General features: G+C 67.7%; 14 protein-coding genes and 1 pseudogene. 9 read left to right on the top strand and 6 right to left on the bottom strand.

From position 1 onward, the window contains the following. Nucleotides 1-18 precede the first annotated feature (18 nt). Nucleotides 19-912, bottom strand: a complete 894-nt coding sequence (locus H8R02_RS30090; RefSeq protein WP_222622577.1) for a dienelactone hydrolase family protein — start codon at nucleotides 910-912, stop codon at nucleotides 19-21. Nucleotides 913-942: 30 nt separating this feature from the next. Here H8R02_RS30090 and H8R02_RS30850 point away from each other — a divergent pair, with 30 nt between their 5' ends. Continuing rightward, a complete protein-coding gene (locus tag H8R02_RS30850) occupies nucleotides 943-1,170 on the top strand; it encodes a 4-oxalocrotonate tautomerase (protein ID WP_354004951.1) in 228 nt (75 codons plus the stop codon). On the opposite strand, the gene polA is transcribed toward H8R02_RS30850, so the two are convergent. Both polA and H8R02_RS20315 read right to left on the bottom strand, forming a co-directional pair. Beyond that, entirely contained in the window at nucleotides 1,167-3,983 is a 2,817-nt protein-coding gene (polA, locus tag H8R02_RS20320) for a DNA polymerase I (RefSeq protein ID WP_187083319.1), read from the bottom strand. The genes H8R02_RS30850 and polA overlap by 4 nt on opposite strands. A gap of 38 nt (nucleotides 3,984-4,021) precedes the next feature. Then, nucleotides 4,022-6,124: a hypothetical protein gene (locus H8R02_RS20315; protein ID WP_187083318.1), complete on the bottom strand. Its 2,103-nt coding sequence runs from the start codon at nucleotides 6,122-6,124 to the stop codon at nucleotides 4,022-4,024. Nucleotides 6,125-6,218: 94 nt separating this feature from the next. Between H8R02_RS20315 and H8R02_RS20310 the strand changes: the two genes are divergently transcribed. The 4 genes from H8R02_RS20310 to H8R02_RS20295 all read left to right on the top strand — a co-directional run bounded on the left by H8R02_RS20310 (nucleotide 6,219) and on the right by H8R02_RS20295 (nucleotide 9,086). Further along, complete coding sequence (locus H8R02_RS20310; protein WP_187083317.1) at nucleotides 6,219-6,491, top strand: hypothetical protein; 273 nt, start codon at nucleotides 6,219-6,221, stop codon at nucleotides 6,489-6,491. Between the two features lie 4 nt (nucleotides 6,492-6,495). Further along, nucleotides 6,496-7,449, top strand: coding sequence for a homoserine kinase (locus tag H8R02_RS20305; protein ID WP_187083316.1), 954 nt, complete (start codon nucleotides 6,496-6,498; stop codon nucleotides 7,447-7,449). A gap of 70 nt (nucleotides 7,450-7,519) precedes the next feature. Continuing rightward, entirely contained in the window at nucleotides 7,520-8,296 is a 777-nt protein-coding gene (locus tag H8R02_RS20300; RefSeq protein ID WP_187083315.1) for a BPSS1780 family membrane protein, read from the top strand. Next, complete coding sequence (locus H8R02_RS20295) at nucleotides 8,289-9,086, top strand: twin-arginine translocation signal domain-containing protein (RefSeq protein WP_187083314.1); 798 nt, start codon at nucleotides 8,289-8,291, stop codon at nucleotides 9,084-9,086. Before H8R02_RS20300 ends, H8R02_RS20295 begins: the two co-directional genes overlap by 8 nt. A gap of 8 nt (nucleotides 9,087-9,094) precedes the next feature. On the opposite strand, the gene H8R02_RS20290 is transcribed toward H8R02_RS20295, so the two are convergent. Continuing rightward, a complete protein-coding gene (locus H8R02_RS20290) occupies nucleotides 9,095-9,823 on the bottom strand; it encodes a hypothetical protein (protein ID WP_187083313.1) in 729 nt (242 codons plus the stop codon). A 140-nt stretch (nucleotides 9,824-9,963) separates the two neighbouring features. Between H8R02_RS20290 and H8R02_RS20285 the strand changes: the two genes are divergently transcribed. The 3 genes and pseudogenes from H8R02_RS20285 (at nucleotide 9,964) to H8R02_RS20275 (ending at nucleotide 12,841) form a co-directional block, all read left to right on the top strand. Further along, nucleotides 9,964-10,941, top strand: a complete 978-nt coding sequence (locus H8R02_RS20285) for an HlyD family secretion protein (protein WP_187083312.1) — start codon at nucleotides 9,964-9,966, stop codon at nucleotides 10,939-10,941. Further along, nucleotides 10,938-11,618, top strand: a pseudogene (locus H8R02_RS20280) (ABC transporter ATP-binding protein); the annotation flags it as partial. The gene H8R02_RS20285 and the pseudogene H8R02_RS20280, both read left to right, overlap by 4 nt. Before the next feature lie 86 nt (nucleotides 11,619-11,704). After that, the gene (locus H8R02_RS20275) at nucleotides 11,705-12,841 is read left to right on the top strand and encodes an ABC transporter permease (protein ID WP_187083310.1); all 1,137 of its coding nucleotides are present in this window, start codon (nucleotides 11,705-11,707) and stop codon (nucleotides 12,839-12,841) included. Nucleotides 12,842-12,851: 10 nt separating this feature from the next. Here H8R02_RS20275 and H8R02_RS20270 read toward each other — a convergent pair whose 3' ends face one another. Beyond that, nucleotides 12,852-13,337, bottom strand: coding sequence for a tetratricopeptide repeat protein (locus H8R02_RS20270; RefSeq protein WP_187083309.1), 486 nt, complete (start codon nucleotides 13,335-13,337; stop codon nucleotides 12,852-12,854). 173 nt (nucleotides 13,338-13,510) lie between these two features. Here H8R02_RS20270 and H8R02_RS20265 point away from each other — a divergent pair, with 173 nt between their 5' ends. Further along, nucleotides 13,511-14,071, top strand: coding sequence for a hypothetical protein (locus tag H8R02_RS20265; RefSeq protein WP_187083308.1), 561 nt, complete (start codon nucleotides 13,511-13,513; stop codon nucleotides 14,069-14,071). Here H8R02_RS20265 and H8R02_RS20260 read toward each other — a convergent pair. Further along, nucleotides 14,068-16,431, bottom strand: coding sequence for a UvrD-helicase domain-containing protein (locus H8R02_RS20260; protein WP_187083307.1), 2,364 nt, complete (start codon nucleotides 16,429-16,431; stop codon nucleotides 14,068-14,070). The two genes, H8R02_RS20265 and H8R02_RS20260, sit on opposite strands and share 4 nt — an antisense overlap.

The following is a 16,431-nucleotide window of genomic DNA, read 5'->3' as shown; positions in this document are numbered from 1 at the left end:
GGATGGCGCCGATGCTGCTCAAGCCGCTCCGTTCGCCTTGAACCAGTCAAGGGCGCGCTTCCAGCCGTCTTCGGCGGACGCCTGGACGAAGCTGGGCCGGTAGTCCGCATGGAAGCCGTGCGGCGCATCGGGGTACACGACGAATTGCGACGCCTTCGCGGCGGGCGAGCCGGCCGCGAGCGCCGCCTTCATGCGGTCCACTGTGTCGAGGGGAATGCCCTGGTCCTTGCCGCCGTAGAGGCCGAGCACCGGCGCTTTCAGTTGCGCGGCGACATCCACTGGATGCTTCGGCTGCAAGTCGTTCGGCTGCCCCACGAGCCGGCCGTACCACGCCACGCCCGCCTTGACCGGCGCATGCGCGGCATACAGCCACACGATGCGGCCGCCCCAGCAGAAGCCGGTGACCGCCGCCTTGTTCACGTCGCCGCCGTTGGCGCCGGCCCACTTGAGCGCGCCGTCGAGGTCGGCCATCACCTGCGCGTCGGGCACCTTGGCCACCACCTCGGCCATCAGCTTGCCGATCTCGCCGTACTTGCCGGGGTCGCCCTGGCGCGCGTACAGCTCCGGCGCGATCGCGAGGTACCCCGCCTTCGCGAAGCGGCGCGCGGTGTCGGCGATGTATTCGTGCACGCCGAAGATTTCCTGCACGACCAGCACCACGGGCAGACCTGTCTTGCCCGCCGGTGCGGCGCGATACGCGGGCACCTTGAAGCCGTTCACCTCGTAGGTGATCTCGCCCGTCACGAGCCCGTCGGACGGCGTCTTGATGGCCGTCTGCGCCACCACGGCGCCCGCCGTCGCTGCATAGCCCACGCCCAGCGCCGCTTTCAGCGCGGTGCGGCGCGTCGCGCCCTCGGTGCCCGGGCCGGGCACCAGCGAATCGAATTCCTTCTTCAAATCGTCACGCAACATCACTGGACTCCTCGTTGTTGGAAGCAGGGAGTGTATTCTTCGGCGCAAGGAGAAAACACCATGCCCACCATCCGAGTCGACATGTTCGAAGGCCGCACGCCGGAGCAGAAACGCGAGTTCGTCAAGGCGCTGACGCAAGCGTGCGTGACGGCGCTTGGCAGCAAGCCGGAGTCGGTCGACGTGATCCTGTACGACATCAAGCCGAGCGACTGGGCCACCGGCGGCGAACTCTGGAGCGAGAAGAAGAAGTCGGGTTAATGCGCCTTGTCCCAGTTGGGGCCGGTGCCGATCTCGGCGAGTAGCGGCACACGCAGCTCCGCGACACCCGCCATGATGCGCGGGACCTCGGTGCGCAGCCACTCCACTTCGTCTTCCGGCACCTCGAAGACCAGTTCGTCGTGCACCTGCATGATCATGCGCGTGCGCCGGTTCTCGCGGTCCAGCACCTGCTGCACCTGCACCATCGACATCTTGATCAGGTCCGCGGCCGTGCCCTGCATCGGCGCATTGATGGCCGCGCGTTCGGCGCCGCCGCGGCGCGGCCCGTTGGGTGAGTTGATCTCGGGCAGGTACAGCCTGCGGCCGAACACCGTCTCGACGTAACCCTTGCTCTTGGCCGACAGCCGCGTCTCGTCCATGTACGTCTTCACGCCCGGGTAACGCTGGAAGTACCGGTCGATGTAGTTCTTGGCCGCCGTATTGTCGATGCCGAGGTTGCGCGCGAGGCCGAAACTCGACATGCCGTAGATCAGGCCGAAGTTGATCACCTTGGCATAGCGCCGCTGCTCGCTCGACACCTGTTCGGGCGGCACGCCGAACACTTCCGCAGCGGTCGCGCGGTGCACGTCCATGTTCTCGCGGAACGCACGCAGCAGCGCCTCGTCCTCGCTGATGTGCGCCATGATGCGCAGCTCGATCTGGCTGTAATCGGCGCTGGCGATCAGGTTGCCCGGCGCCGCGATGAAGGCCTCGCGGATGCGGCGGCCTTCCGGCGTGCGGATCGGGATGTTCTGCAGGTTGGGGTCGTTCGACGACAGGCGCCCCGTCACCGCCACGGCCTGCGCGTAGTGCGTGTGCACGCGGCCGGTCTTGGGGTGCACCATCAGCGGCAGCTTGTCGATGTACGTGCCCTTCAGCTTCGAGAGCGACCGGTGCTCGAGGATCTTCGCGGGCAGCGGGTAGTCCTCCGCCAGTTTCTCCAGCACTTCCTCGTCGGTGGACGGTGTTCCGCTCGCCGTCTTCTTCACCACCGGCAGGCCCTGCTTCGTGAAGAGGATCTCGCCGATCTGCTTCGGGCTGCCCAGGTTGAAGGGCTGGCCCGCGAGCTCGTGTGCTTCCTTTTCCAGCGCCATGATGCGCTGGCCCAGCTCGTGCCCTTGCCGCCCGAGCTCCTCGGAATCGACCAGCACGCCGTTGCGCTCGACGCGGAACAGCACTTCGCTCGACTCCATCTCCAGCTCGTAGATGAACTTCAGCTTCGAGTCGCGTTCGAGCTTGGGCCACAGGGCGAGGTGCACATCCAGCGTCTGGTCCGAGTCCTCGCACGAATACTCCGCCGCCTTCTCGATCGGCACCTGGTGGAAGCCGATCTGGTTGGCGCCCTTGCCGGCAATGGTTTCGTAGTCGATGCCCTGCCGCCCGAGGTGCCGCTCGGCCAGCGACGCCAGGCTGTGCGGCTTGTGCACTTCGAGCACGTAGCTTTCCAGCATGGTGTCGTGCACGTAGCCGCGCACGTCGATGTCGTGGTTCTTGAAGACGTGGCGGTCGTACTTGATGTGCTGACCGAGCTTCAGGCGCTCGGGGTTCTCCAGCCAGGGCCTGAGCTTCGCCAGCACTTCATCGCGCGGCAGCTGGTCGGGCACGCCCTGGTAGTCGTGCGTGAGCGGGATGTAGGCCGCGATGCCCGGTTCGGTGGAGAACGACAGCCCCACGATGCCCGCGCGCATCTCGTCGAGCGAATCGGTCTCGGTGTCGAGCGCGACGAGTTCGGCGGACTCGATCTTCGCGAGCCACCTGTCGAACGCCTCCCACGTGAAGATCGTGTCGTACTGCAGGTTGGTGGCCTTCGACAGGCCCGAGAGGTCCGGCTCCTCGAACAGCCCCATCGGGCCCGGGCCGGCGCCGACTTTCTTCTTGCTGCGCTGTTCCTCGATCAGCTCCGGCGGCACGTCGTGCGTCTCCAGCTGCTTGACGAGCCCCTTGAAGCCGTACTTCTCGTAGAACGCCTTGAGCGCTTCGGTGTCCTGCCCGCCGATGACGATGTCCTCGAGCTTCGGGAAGCCGGGGATGTGTTCCGCGAGGTCGCAATCGGTCTTGATCTTCAGCAGCTCGCGCCCCTTGGGCAGCCAGTCGAGTGCCTTGCGCAGGTTCTCGCCGACGGCGCCCTTCACCTTGTCGGCGTTCGCGACGAGGTTCTCGACCGAGCCGTATTCCTGCAGCAGCTTCACGGCGGTCTTCGGCCCGACCTTGTCGACGCCCGGCACGTTGTCCACGGAGTCGCCCACCAGCACCTGGTAGTCGAGCATCTGCGAAGGCGGCACGCCGAACTCCGCCGTCACGCCCGCGATGTCGCGCTTGCGGTCGTTCATCGTGTCGATCACGGTGACGTGCTCGTTCACGAGCTGCGAGAGGTCCTTGTCGCCGCTGGAAATCACCGTCTCCACGCCGGCCTGGGTCGCGCAGCAGGAGAGCGTGCCGATCACGTCGTCGGCCTCCACGCCCGGCACATTGAGCACCTTCCAGCCGAGCAGGCGCACCACTTCGTGGATCGGGTCGATCTGCGCCCGCAAGTCAGGCGGCATCGGCGAGCGCGTGGCCTTGTACTCGGGGTACAGCTCGTCGCGAAAGGTCTTGCCGGGCGCGTCGAACACGCAGGCCGCATAGTCCGCGCGCACGTCCCGGCGCAGCTTCTGCATCATGTTGATCATGCCGCGGATGGCGCCCGTGGCCGGGCTCGTGGGGTCGCCGGGCACCGCGCGCAGGTCGGGCATGGCGTGGAAGGCGCGGTAGAGGTAGCTGGAGCCGTCGACCAGCAGCAGGGTCTTCTTCGGTTGTTCGGGGGAGTCGCTCATCGGGGAGCATTGTGCCCCGCCGCCGCAGCGGGGCGTGCTCAGGTTGCGGCAAGCGTGGCGAGGAGACTCCTGATCGCATCGCACTGCCGCCGTACCGCGGGGCTGGGCCCGCTGCGGGACACTTTGTCGAGCAGTGCGGGCACGTCGACTTTCATGGCATCCAGCAATTGGCGTGCGGTTTCCTTGTCCACCGTCGACCTGGCGACCCCGGTGAGGACCCCGATCGCAACCCACGGCACCTCCTGTGCTGCCGAGATCGCCGCCGCAGACATCGGCCTGCCGTCGACCGCATGCGCGGACAGGCAGATTTCGAGCTTGTCGTTGCCGGAAACACCGGGGCTCTCGAGGATCGCCCGCACGTGCGCAGCAATCGCATCGGCGCTGTCCTCCCAATCCCGAAAGCGCGGCTCGCTGGCGGCGAGCGCCGCCAGCATCGGCGCCCCGACCTCCGACCGCGCCATCAACATGGCCTTCCAGTGCCTGGCGATGCAGGGCTTGCCCGGCGGGCCGAGCACCGCGCTCACGACCTCTTTCATCACCCAGGACTTGCCATTCGCCACGGCGTCATGCTGGATGCGGCCCATCACGCCATCCACCGGCACCTCGGCAGGCAGGTCCGCGGCGATCCTGACGATCTCGCGCAACGAGGAGCGCACGACGTCCCTGGAGGGCCAGGGCTGGACGATGGCCTCGATCTCCCGGCTGATGAAGAAGAACGGTGCCGGCTGGTTGTTCTGCTTGAGGATGTCGGCCCGCTGTCGCCCGTCGGATGGCGACTCCCACTTGAATTGATCCTCCGACTCGGCCGCTTGCCGCACCTCGGCCGCGATCCCGGCATAGAAGCGCTCGATCGCCTTGCATCGCTCGGGCATGAACCGCTCGAAGTTCCCGAGCATCCTTGGCAACGGCACGCCGAGGCCCGACAGAAGCAATTCCTGCTTCAGGCTCGTTGTGAGCCCGTGGGACGACGAGACAGCGTCGGCGATCGCGCACGCCACCCAGTCCTGGCCGCAGCCCAATGCGGTCTCCGCCGCACTGGCCCAGATCTCGAACCCCGGTTCGATGACGCTCTGGGCACGTTTGTAGCTCGGGCACGATTGCGCCGTGGCGGCCTGGCAGAAAGCGGATGCGCAGATGCCGCGCTTGGCGTCCTCGCCCAGTACGTGCGACGCGAAAATCGGCGCCAGGAACTTCAGCAGCGCGTCGTACGCACCGTCACCCCAGTCCCGGCCCTTCTGCTTGAGGGCGATGCAATGCATCAACGGCAAGCCGTCCTGCTCGCTGGCCTGCAAGAGCGCCACGGTGCGCTCCTCGCCAAGCGCGGGAGCGGCACGCAGGAGCGACTCGACGATAGCCGTCATCAGCTGTGCGTGCTTACCGAGCACGGCCTGCACCTTGAGCGTGCCCAGGGCGCGCACCGCCGCGGCATCGTGCGGGCATCGAACCAGCATGTCCACGAACGCCCGCACGCTGTTGCGCATGACCTTGGGCCGCCCGGACTGCGCGGCATCGAGAATTTCCCTGCAAAGGGCGGTTGCGTCCAGCGCCGCGGCGGGGCCGCGTTTCACGTCGGCAGCCTGGCGGTCCTGCGACTCGGGCCGCAACTCCTTCAGCACACCAGGTCCGCTGCGGCCCTCGCGGGCCCAGTCGACTTCCTCGAGCCGGGGAAAGTTGCCGAACCCACCGGCCACGTCACCATCGCCGCGCAGCGACCGATCGATGACGACCGACTGGAATCCGGCTTCGCCCCAGAGCTGCGCCTCCGCCCATACCGGCAGCGCCTGGACCGCCAGCACGTTGTCGCGCGAGAGGGCCGTGAGGTCCAGCTCCAGCGGGCCCCCCTCGTCATCGGGCGAACACCGCCGCACGCGCCCGAGCAGCGCATGAGCCTTTTCGTCGGGCACGCTGCAGCGGCCCTCCAGGGCCTCGGAAATGGCCGCATGCCGCTGCACGGGCACCAGCAAGGGGAGCGCGGGTTCGTCCACCTGCAACGGGCGCTGGAACAGAGGAGCGTCACACGTCGGCAGGTGGAGAGTGACCTGTTTGCTTGTCGCGCCCTTGTTGTCCCCGGTCCGGGGCTCGAAGGCCGGTTTCTTGAGAATGCCGCGCGGTTCACGTACACCGCCTGCCTTGCCGTCCATGGTGGTTCCTCGATCGCCAACCCGGTGGGTGACGACGACGGCGTTGCGGTTCTGCGCTGATGGTCTCGACGGCAGGCAGCCCTACAATCGCGCCATGCGCCCCGGCCTCGCCCTCCTCGCCCTCCTCGCATCCTCCGCGTACGCACAGCAGCCCGCCCCCGCGCAGGCGCTGGAGCGCGAACCGCTCGACCCCCGCAAGAACCAGAAGATCGAGCGCATCCGGCACGAGGACGCGGGCTCCCGCATCGACGAGCTGCGCGTGGGCGGCGAGACGCAGCAGATCACGGTGACGACCAAGTCGCGCCTGCCGGCCTACGAGGTCCGCCCGAAGGACGGCAAGAGCCTCTGGACCGTGCGGGGCTTCTGATCCCATGGCGGTCTTCACGGAAGTCTCCGAGGAGGAGGCGCGCGCCCTGATGCGCCTGCTGAACCTGGGAGAGCTCAAGGAGCTGCGCGGCATCCAGGGCGGCATCGAGAACACCAACTACTTCGCCACCACCGAGGCCGGCGAGTACGTGCTGACGCTGTTCGAGCGCCTCTCGTCCGAGCAGCTGCCCTTCTACCTGCACCTGATGCACCACCTGGCCGCGCGCGGCATCCCGGTGCCGGACCCGCAGGTGGACAAGGCCGGTGACAACCTGCACATGCTATGCGGCAAGCCGGCGGCCGTGGTCAACCGGCTGCGCGGCGCGAGCGAGCTCGCACCCAACACCGAACATTGCGCGCTCGTCGGCGAAACCCTCGCGCGAATGCACCTCGCCGGCCGCGACTACAACCGCCACCAGCCCAACCTGCGCGGGCTGCCGTGGTGGAACGAGACGGTGCCGGTGGTGCTGCCCTACCTCACCGAGGCGCAGGCCGCGTTGATCTCCAGCGAACTCGCCTACCAGAACCACGTGGCGGCCTCCTCCGCGTACGCCGCGTTGCCCAAGGGGCCGATCCACGCCGATCTCTTCCGCGACAACGTGATGTTCGAGGACCACAAGCTCACCGGCTTCTTCGACTTCTACTTCGCGGGCGTCGACACGTGGCTGTTCGACGTGGCCGTGTGCCTGAACGACTGGGCCATCGACCTGCCCACCGGCGTGCATGACGAGGAGCGGGCCCAGGCCTTCCTGCACGCCTACACGGCCGTGCGGCCCTTCTCCTCGGCCGAGCGGCAGTTGCTGCCGGCGATGCTGCGCGCGGGCGCCCTGCGCTTCTGGATCTCGCGCCTGTGGGACTTCCACCTGCCACGCGAGGCATCGTTGCTCAAACCGCACGACCCGGCCCATTTCGAGCGGGTGCTGCGCGAGCGCATCGCGCATCCCGCTATGCTCCGTTAAATTTCGCACGCTTTCGCGCGCGCCGCGCGCAACAGGCTGCGTCCACGAACGACTCCATCACGTACCTGCCGTGAAGCTCAATATCGTCCCGGCTCGCGCCGGCATCCAATGGGTCAAGCTCGGAGTCCAGACTTTCCTGCGCCAGCCCCTCGCCTTGTCGGGGCTGTTCTTCATGTACCTGATGGCGCTGCTGCTGCTCAACCTCGTGCCGGTGATCGGCCTGGTGGTGTCGCTGGCGGTCGTGCCGGCGGCAACGCTCGGCTTCATGGCTGCGAGCCGGCAGGTCAACGAGGGGCGCTTTCCCCTGCCGACCGTGCTGCTCACGGCTTTTCGGGCGGGCCAGCAACGCTTTCGCGCGATGCTTGTGCTCGGCTCGGTGTTCGCGGCGACGCTGCTCGCGGTCAACCTGCTGGTGAACGTGATGGTGCCGATGCCGCCCGTGCCCGAGAAGGCCGACGCGCGCGTGGTGCTGGCCATGCCGGAGTTCCAGACGCGCTTCCTGCTGTCGAACCTGCTGGCGCTGCCGGTGTACCTTGCGTTCTGGCACGCGCCCGCGCTCGTGCACTGGCACGGGATCTCGCCCGTGAAGAGCATCTTCTTCAGCACGGTCGCCGTGCTGCGCAACTTCGGCGCGCTCGTCGTCTACGGCCTGGGCTGGTTCGGCGTGTCGCTGGCCGGCGTGCTGCTGCTGTCCGTGACCCAGGCCATCTCGGTGTTCCTCGCGACGGCGCTGGTGCTGCCCTGGTTCCTGATCACCGGCACGATGTTCTTCGCCTCGATCTATTTCACCTTCCGCGACAGCTTCGTCGCGGACGAACCGCCCCTTCCGGAGACCAACGATGAGTGAACGACACGTTTTGATGGGCAGGAAAGAAGAGGAGCTGCTGTGGTTCCAGCGCCGCAGCTTCCTCAAGGCGGCGGCCGCATGGACCGCGATGGGCGGCTTCGCCGCCGCGTGGGCGCAGCAGCGCAGCAACGTGGTGGAGCTGCGCGGCGACGCCACCGTGAACGGCGAGCGCCTGCGCGAGGGGCAATTCATCCAGACGGGCGACCAGGTGCAGACCGGGCCCGACTCGCACCTGATCTTCGTCGTGGGCAACTCCGCCTTCCAGGTGCGCCAGAACTCGCGCTTCACCGTGGACCGTGGCCCGACGCTCAACGCGGTGGCGGCGCTGCGCATGCTCACGGGCGCCATCGTCAGCGTGTGGGGCAAGGGCTCGCAGCGGCAGATCATCACCCCCACGCTCACCGCCGGCATCCGCGGCACGGGCGTGTACACGGAGATCTTCCCCGAGCGCAGCTACCGCAGCTACTTCTGCAACTGCTACGGCGTGGTGGACATGTCCGCGGGCGGCGACCGCACCGTGTCCACGGCGGACTACCACCAGTCCTTCTGGGGCGAGCCGGCACCGGTGAACGGCAAGCTGCTGACGCCCGCGCGCGCGATCAACCACACCGACGAGGAAGTGGAAGCCCTGGCCAAGCTGGTGGGCCAGCGCACGGCCTGGGAGATCGCGGGCAAGAAGGGCACCAAGGACGGCAGCGGCTACATGGACCCGCAGCCCGGGCAGATGCACCCGCTGATGCGCGACCAGCCCGCGGCGCCGCAGGCGCCTGCGTCGGCGCCGCGGCAGTAATACGTCGATCAGACCGCGGGGAATTGCGACCTGCCGCCTGCTTCACGGTAAGCCTGGAACATTCCCGGTGCGCTGAAGTCCATCGCGAACACGAGCGGAAACCGCGCGATATCGACCGTGCTGTGGATCTCACCGTGGTTTTGGTCCGTTCCGAAGACACGGCGAACAGCGTCGTCTTGCAGGTCGAATTTCAAGGTCACATCGTTGCCGTTCTTGGCGACAACGCACGCGCGGACGCTCACGCCCCCGGCACCGGTGAGCTGGATGGGAGCGCGGCGGTCTTCGGGGACCCTGACGAGCTGTGCCAGGCGCGCGCCATCCAGACCGAGATTGAACAGGCCCTGCTCGCCAGCCAGCGCCGGGGGAAACTCGACGAACCCCGCAACAACACCCTTGGCGTCCAGAACGACCGCAGCGCGCTTCGATTCGGCTTGCCCGTGGTACCCGGGCGCTGGTTCGGGAAGCTGCACCATGCCACCGGAGAGGCGAGGCGACATTCCGAGCACGTGTTCGTCATATGGCGGAGGAGGTTGCGGTTCGTCGGGGAGCCGGAATTCGTCCGGCTCGGCTGACCCGTATTGCGGAGGCAGGACCTTGTGTTCGAGGCCGTCTTGCGGGGCAGGCTCCGGCCCGCCGAGCACAATCTTGTGTTCGCGGTCGTCGAGCGCCTGTTTCGACTCGTGTTGCGAAGCCTGGGGCTGCCAGGACCGCTGTCCTGGTGATACCGGGGGGAGCATGGCGGGAACCTCCATTCGCGGCCGAATGCGGCCTACAAGTGGGTAACGGTCGGCGTTCGTTGGTTTCATCGCTTCCGTCCACCGCAGCGTGACGCGACCTGACCAAGACCAAAGCACGTGCGCGCACACATAATGTGCGCATGCTCGGCATTCGTCCTGTGTTGTACGCGCTGACCGCGGCCACACTGCTGCATGCCGCCGCTTGCGGCGACCGCCACGACGGCGCGTGGTCAGGCTACGCCGAAGCGGACTACATCTACGTGGGCGCGCCGTTGGCCGGCACCTTGACAGCATTGCATGTGCAGCCGGGCGACAACGTGCCGCGCGGCAAGCCGCTCTTCGAACTCGAATCCGAAGCCGAACGGGCCGCGCGCGACGAAGCGCGAGCGCGCGTCGAAAGCGCGCGCTACCAGGCGCAGAACACCGACAAGGGCCGCCGGCCCGAAGAAGTCGCGGTACCCGCTGCGCAGCTGGACCAGGCACGTGCGCAAGCCGAACTCTCGCGGCGCGACCTGGTGCGCAAGCAGGAGCTCGCGGCCAAGGGCTTCATCGCGCAGGCGCAGGTGGACGAAGCGCGCACCGCGCTGCGGCAGGCGCAGGACCGCGTGGCGGAACTCACCGCCACCGTGCAGGTTGCCAAACTGCCGGCGCGCCCCGACGAACGTGCAGCAGCCGACGCGCAGGTGAACGCCGCGCAGCAGGTGTTGCGGCAGGCCGAGTGGCGCGAGCAGCAGAAAAAGCAGCTCTCGCCCGCCGACGCGCAAGTGAGCGAGACCTTCTTCCGCCCCGGCGAGTTCGTCGCGGCCGGACAGCCCGTGCTGGCGCTGCTGCCGCCCGGCAACATCAAGGCGCGCTTCTACGTGCCGCAGGCGCAGCTGCCTTCGGTGGCGCTGGGGCAGAGGGTGCAGCTGCGCTGCGACGGCTGCGGCGGTGCCATCGAAGCACGCATCAGCCGCATCGCGACGCAGCCCGAGTACACGCCGCCAGTGATCTATTCGAATTCGCAGCGGGCGAAGCTGGTGTTCCTCGTCGAGGCGAAGCCAGTACCTGCAGCCGCCACGAAGTTGAGGCCGGGGCAGCCCTTGGACGTGCAGCCCCTCGAAGCCCGCAAGCCATGAACGCCTCGCCGCCGACGTCGACCCTGGCCATCGACGTGCGCGGCCTGACCAAGAAGTTCGGCGAGCGCGTCGTCGTGGACCACGTGGACCTGCAGGTCGCGCAAGGCCGCATCTGCGGCTTCCTCGGCCCCAACGGCAGCGGCAAGACCACGACGATCCGCATGCTGTGCGGGCTGCTCAAGCCGGATGCGGGCGAAGGCACCTGCCTCGGCCTCGACGTGCTGCGCGAGTCGCGCGCGATCAAGCTGCAGGCCGGCTACATGACGCAGAAGTTCGGGCTGTACGAGGACCTGTCGATCCGCGAGAACCTGGACTTCATCGCGCGCCTGTTCCAGCTGCCGCAACGCCACGCCGCGGTCGATGAAGCGCTCGAGCGCCTCGGCCTCACCGCGCGGCAGCAGCAGCTCGCCGGCGCGCTTTCGGGCGGCTGGAAGCAGCGGCTCGCGCTCGCCGCATGCCTGATCCACAAGCCGCGCCTGCTGCTGCTCGACGAACCGACGGCGGGCGTGGACCCGAAGGCGCGGCGCGATTTCTGGGACGAGATCCACCGGCTCGCGCAGGAAGGCATCACGGTGCTCGTCTCCACGCACTACATGGACGAAGCCGAGCGCTGCCACGAACTGGTCTACATCGCTTACGGGCGCGTGCTCGCACGAGGCACGGCAGCGCAGGTGATCGAGCAGGCCGGGCTGCCGCCGGACGCGAACCTCGAAGCCGCCTTCGTGAGCCTGGTCGCGCAGGCGCAGGACAACTTCGCCACGCCATGATCCTGAAGCTGTCCGTCGGCCGCATGCTCGCGGTCTTCATCAAGGAGTTCCAGCAGATGCTGCGCGACCGCCTGACCTTCGCCATGGCGGTGGGCATCCCGGTGCTGCAGCTGATCCTCTTCGGCTACGCGATCAACACCGACCCCAAGGGCCTGCCCACCGCGCTCGTCGCCGCCGACGACAGCCCGATGGCGCGCAGCATTTCGGCCAGCCTGCAGAACACCGGCTACTTCCGCATCGTGCACCAGGGCACGAGCGAGCGCGAGGCCGAGCACCTGCTGGAAACCGGCGACGCGCAGTTCGTCGTCGTGATCCCGCCGCAGTTCGGCCGCCGGCTCGTGCGCGGCGAGAAGCCGCAGTTGCTGGTGGCCGTGGATGCGACGGACCCTTCGGCTGCGGGCAACGCACTCGCCGCGCTCTCGGGCGTCGCATCCCGCGCGCTGCAGCCGGACCTGCATGGCCCCTTGCAACCGCTGCGCGCCGAAGCGCCCGCATACGACGTCGTCGTGCACCGCCGCTACAACCCTGAGGGGCTCTCACGCTACAACATCGTCCCCGGCCTCGTCGGCACCATCCTCACGATGACGATGGTGATGCTCACCGGCCTGGGCATGACCCGCGAGCGCGAGCGCGGCACGATGGAGAACCTGCTCGCCACGCCCGTGCTGCCGGCCGAAGTGATGGCCGGCAAGATCCTGCCCTACGTGGTGATCGGCTACATCCAGCTCGGCGTGATCCTCGGCGCCGCGTGGCTGCTGTTCGACGTGCCGATGACGGGCAGCGTGCTGCTGCTGCTCGGGATGATCGGCATCTTCATCGTGGCGAACCTCGGCGTGGGCTTCACCTTCTCCACCATCGCGCGCAACCAGCTGCAGGCGGTGCAGATGACGTTCTTCTTCTTTTTGCCCAGCATGCTGCTCTCGGGCTTCATGTTCCCCTTCCGCGGCATGCCGCAGTGGGCGCAGTGGCTGGGCGAGGTGCTGCCCCTCACGCACTTCCTGCGCATCGTGCGCGGCATCATGCTCAAGGGCGCGCAGGCGGCGGACCTGTGGGGCGACGTGTGGCCCATGCTGGCGTTCATGGGCGTGGCCGGCGCGGTAGCGCTCATGCGCTACCGGCAGACGATCGACTGAGGACGCGCGCTCAGCCGCCGTTCTTCGCGCGGTAGGCGACCAGCGCCTTCGACAGCTCCTGGTACTCCTCGCATGTCTTGTTGCCGCACAGCGCCTCGAGCTCGACGAGGTGTTTCTCGGCTTCGGCGGGCTTCTTGTCCATCAGGTACGCCTGGCCGATGTACTCGTGCAGGCCGCGGTGCTTCGGGTCGATCTTCAGGCCGGTCTGGTAATGCTCGATCGACTTCACCAGGTTGGGCTGCGGCTGCGTGCGGTAGGTGTAGCCGAGCAGGTTGTGGATGTCGGCGTTGCGCGGGTCCTCGCGCACGGCAACCTGCAGCTCGCGCATGGCGCGCGAATGCTCCTTGGCGTCCAGCGCCTTGCGGGCGGCGGCGATGCGCTCGGCGACGCTGGGGGAGCGGACGCTCGGGTTGCTGCCCGGCGTGTCGGCTGCGCGCGACAGGCCCGTGGAAAGGATCGCGCTCGCGACAGCCGCAGTCAAAAGGATTCGTTTCATGGGGTTCTCCTCGCATGGGAGTGTGGGAGCGGGCCCGCGGCCCGTCAACGCCCGACACGCAGGCACAAACGCGGCGCGCCGCACGCCGGATGCGGCACTAGTTCACAGGACCGAAGGACTTGCGCGGATGTAAAGAGATGTGAGAATTGTGGCGAAGCAGTAGGAGCGAGGTGATGAGCCGCAAGGTCAACGTGTTCGCAGGGGCAACCATTCCCCAGCCGCTCGTCGAGGAGCTGCCGCAGGACGCTGCGTGGGACGAGTGGTCCAAGGCCGTCGAGGACCAGGAGCACAAGTACGCGCCGACGGCGCCGCAGTCGTTGCCGATGAAGCTGGGGCGCGATACGCGCTACGAACAGACGGCGCCGGCGACGCTCGAGGAGCTCGACGCGCTGGAAGCGCGCAAGGCGGCCGCAGCGGCCGCCGTGGCACCCGCGCCGGCCAAGGCGAGCGGCCTCTCGCTCGACGAGATGATCCAGAGCTTCCGCCGCGAGAACATCGTCTGCCTGCACCAGAGCTACTGGACCAAGATGTACGTGCTGCTCGCGCAGCACCGCAAGGGCAGCGCGCGCCTGCCGCCGCCGCCGCTGACCGGCAAGGTGTGGGACGCAACGCCCGTCACGGCCAAGCGCATGAGCTTCCATGCCCACCTGGAGTGGGCGTCGATGCACGGTTGCCTGCCGGACATCTACGCATTCCTCAAGGAAATGCCCAGCGAGGCGTGGTTCCGCGGTTAATCGACCGGCGTCAATTTCGCGACCGACAGCGCCAGCCACTTCTCGCCATGGCGCGGGAACGCGATCTTCGCGCGCGCGTCGTCGCCGCTGCCTTCGAGCAGCTGCACCTTACCCTCGCCGAATTTCGTGTGGAACACCTTCATGCCGGGCTTCAGGCCGTGCGCGGGCGCGGCCTTCTGCGGCGGCACCTCGGGTGACGCGAAGGTCTCCGACGACTTGTAGCTGGTGCTGCGCGTCGTCGGGTAGCCCATGCCGAAGCCGAAAGCCGAGCCGCCGAAGCTCTGGTTCTTCGGCGTGAGCCACTTGAGCGCGTGCTCCGGCAGCTCGTCGAAGAAGCGGCTCTTGACGTTGTAGCGCGTCTGCCCGTGCAGCAAGCGCGTCTGCGAGTGCGACAGGTACAGGCGCTTGCGCGCGCGTGTGATCGCCACGTACATGAGGCGCCGCTCTTCCTCGAGGCCCTCGTAGTCGGCGAGCGAACGTTCGCTGGGGAACAGGCCCTCTTCGAGGCCGGTGACGAACACCACGTCGAACTCCAGCCCCTTGGCCGAGTGGACCGTCATCAGCTGCACGGCCTCCTGTCCGGCCTGCGCCTGGTTGTCGCCGGACTCGAGCGCGGCGTGCGTGAGGAAGGCGGCCAGCGGCGACAGGGTCTCCCCCGTATCGGCGTCCGGCGGCACATAGTCGGGCGCGGGCTCGTTGATCTCCGGCAGCGAAGGATCGAGGCCCTGGCTCGAGGGCGATTGCCGCAGCATCGTCGAACCATGCTCGTCGATGGGCAGCGCCACTGCGTCGCGCCCGAAGCCCTCCTGCGTGACGAAGCTCTCGGCCGCGTTGACCAGTTCCTCCAGGTTCTCGATCCGCTCCGCGCCCTCGCGCTCGGCCTTGTAGTGGTCGATGAGGCCGCTTTGCTGCAGCATCACGTCGATGATCTCGCGCAGCGTGAGGCCCTGCGTCTCTTCGCGCATCCGGTCGATCTTCGCGACGAAGGCCGCGAGGTTGGTGCCCGCCTTGCCGGTGGTCTTGTGCACGGCGTCGTGCAGCGACGAGCCGGTGGCCTTCGCGGCGTCCTGCAGCTGTTCGACGCTGCGCGCGCCGATGCCACGCGGCGGGAAGTTCACCACGCGCAGGAAGCTGGTGTCGTCGTTGGGGTTCTCCAGCAGGCGCAGGTAGGCCAGCGCGTGCTTGATCTCGGCCCGCTCGAAGAAGCGCAGTCCGCCATAGACGCGGTACGGCACACCGGCGTTGAAGAGGCCCGTCTCGATCACGCGGCTTTGCGCGTTGCTGCGGTAGAGCACCGCGATCTCGCTCTTGGGCACGTCATCGCGGACAAGGTGGCGCACTTCTTCCACCATCCACTGCGCCTCCGCCATGTCGGTGGGCGCTTCGTACACCCGCACCGGCTCGCCCGCGCCCTGGTCCGTGCGCAGGTTCTTGCCGAGGCGATTGCGGTTGTGGCTGATGAGCTCGTTGGCCGAGTCGAGGATGTTGCTGTAGCTGCGGTAGTTCTGCTCCAGCTTGATCTGGTGCTGAACGTTGAACTCGCGCACGAAGTCCGCCATGTTGCCCACGCGCGCGCCGCGGAAGGCGTAGATGCTCTGGTCGTCGTCGCCCACCGCGAAGACGCTGTTGCCCTCGCCCGCGAGGACCTTGATCCACGCGTACTGCAGCTTGTTGGTGTCCTGGAACTCGTCGATCAGGATGTGGCGGAAGCGCCGGCGGTAGTGCTCGCGGATCGGGTCGTTGTCGCGCAGGAGTTCGTAGCTGCGCAGCATCAGCTCGCCGAAGTCCACCACGCCTTCGCGCTGGCACTGGTCCTCGTAGAGCTGGTAGATCTCGACCTTGCGGCGGTCCTCCTCGCCGCGCACTTCCACCATGTTGGGGCGCAGGCCGTCCTCCTTGCAGCCGGAGATGAACCACTGCAGTTCCTTGGCGGGGAAGCGCTCGTCGTCGACGTTGTTGGCCTTCATCACGCGCTTGATGGCGGACAGCTGGTCCTGCGTGTCGAGGATCTGGAAGGTGGACGGCAGGTTGGCGAGTTTCCAGTGCGCGCGGAGGAACCGGTTGCACAGGCCGTGGAAGGTGCCGATCCACATGCCGCGCACGTTGACGGGCAGCATCGCCCCCAGGCGCGTCATCATTTCCTTGGCGGCCTTGTTGGTGAAGGTGACCGCGAGGACGTTGCCGGGCCCGATGCGGCCCTGCGACAGCAGCCAGGCGATGCGCGTGGTGAGCACGCGCGTCTTGCCCGAGCCGGCGCCGGCCAGGATGAGCGCGTGCTCGTCGGGCAGCGTGACGGCCGCGCGCTGCTCAGGGTTGAGGTGTTGTAAGAGCGGGGACTCGGCCGCGACTTCTGGGAACAT

Source organism: Ramlibacter albus (assembly GCF_014297445.1).
Taxonomy (GTDB): Bacteria; Pseudomonadota; Gammaproteobacteria; order Burkholderiales; family Burkholderiaceae_C; genus Ramlibacter; species Ramlibacter albus.
The sequence above is the reverse complement of the archived record's forward strand: the minus strand, read 5'-3'. Positions and strand labels throughout refer to the sequence as shown.